This window comes from Pseudomonas sp. JL2 (genome assembly GCF_031570495.1).
Lineage (GTDB): Bacteria > Pseudomonadota > Gammaproteobacteria > Pseudomonadales > Pseudomonadaceae > Aquipseudomonas > Aquipseudomonas rhizophila.
Window position 1 is genome coordinate 1 of record NZ_JAKUDH010000062.1, and the last position, 1,423, is coordinate 1,423.

The following is a 1,423-nucleotide window of genomic DNA, read 5'->3' on the forward strand; positions in this document are numbered from 1 at the left end:
GCATGGCGCCACGATTGTCCCCTATCCAATCGACCGCTACCTTCCAACTGTCGCTGCCAACTCAGCGACCGGGCGTAAGAAACCCGAAGTACATCAAGGCGTATCAGCTGCGCCTCGCTTACTAATGCTGGCGTTTTTTGTGTCTGCGATATGCGTTATGGCGGCTTTGCGCGGGACGCCTTCGAGTGTGCGGGAGCCTTGATTCCCGGTTTTCCTACCCGTGCATGGCCGCCACCCAATCCCGGACAAATTCGGGGACAGGCCACGATTCCTAGCTGAAATGAATATGCAGACGCCAAATTAAGCGTGATCTGTCCCCGTTTTACCTTCCTGGGGCGCCTGCGCTGCCAATGCAGGGATTCCGCGAGGCAGGCTGCGTGGGCAGCCTAGAGGGTTGCGACGAGAGGACTGAGTGAACCTGCTTCCTACCTTGACGTTTTATCAACAGATGATAAGGTTTGTGACATGCAAAGGGACTATGGGCTCGACACATTACTGAGCCTGCACCAAGAAATTTTGGCTCAGGAGGGTGGCTACTGGGCCAAGATTGAGGCCTACCAGGTTGAGCCTTCTGAGCATATCCCGCATGGGATTAAATACTCGCTCACCCTGCATGATCGAGGTGGAACCAGGGTGCTTGGTTATGACAATGCCCACTTGGTGAAGCCCGCCAAGTTCAAATATGCGGGCCAGGTCCTACCCTACGACCATAAGCATCGGTCGAGCACGGATAAGGGCTTGCCCTATGAATTCAAAGACGCTCAGCAGTTGCTACGGGATTTTTTCGCAGACGTTGACCGTGTGTTGGAGCAGGTGAAGAAATGAAAACATTAAAGATTGGCATCATGTCGCAAGCGCAGATGCGTGCCCGTGTATTGGCGATTGCCTGTGGCGAGTACAAGCTCAAGGCAACCGAGCCCAAAATTTGGTTCCCGTCCATGAAGTCGCTGGCCGAGGTGCTGAGTGACGAAAACCGGGCGCTGCTCAAGCTCATCAAAGAAACTCAGCCAGAATCTCTGACCTCGTTGGCCGAGGCTACTGGGCGAAAGGTAAGCAACCTGTCGCGGACGCTAAAAACCATGTCTGGTTACGGGCTTGTTGAAATGAAGCGCGAGAATAATCACGTCAGGCCGATTGCCAAGGCCACGGAATTTCATATCATCGCGGCCTGAGTTTCCAGGCAGACGCCCCTCGCACGACGGGGGGGCCAAGTACCTATTTGAGTACCTTCTTTATATTCTGAACACGCTTGATCCTTTATTTTAAAGGGTTCTGCGCATTGTGTTTTACTCCTGGTGCCGCACCATACAAATACGAAGCCCTCGCAGAAATGCGAGGGCTTTGTTGTTTCTGCACGTCCACTTTCTGTCCAGATACTGAACTCTGTGGGAGCGAGCCTGCTCGCGATGAGGCCATCACCGCC

The 1,423-nt window shown here is 53.8% G+C and carries 2 protein-coding genes; both read left to right on the forward strand.

The window, feature by feature from the left end:
* Nucleotides 1–465 precede the first annotated feature (465 nt).
* Nucleotides 466–825 carry a DUF6516 family protein gene (locus tag MKS85_RS28735; protein WP_188251770.1) on the forward strand — a complete coding sequence of 120 codons (360 nt, stop codon included), beginning with the start codon at nt 466–468 and terminating at the stop codon, nt 823–825.
* Nucleotides 822–1,172, forward strand: coding sequence for a transcriptional regulator (locus MKS85_RS28740; protein WP_188251769.1), 351 nt, complete (start codon nt 822–824; stop codon nt 1,170–1,172). Before MKS85_RS28735 ends, MKS85_RS28740 begins: the two co-directional genes overlap by 4 nt.
* Nucleotides 1,173–1,423: the final 251 nt, after the last annotated feature.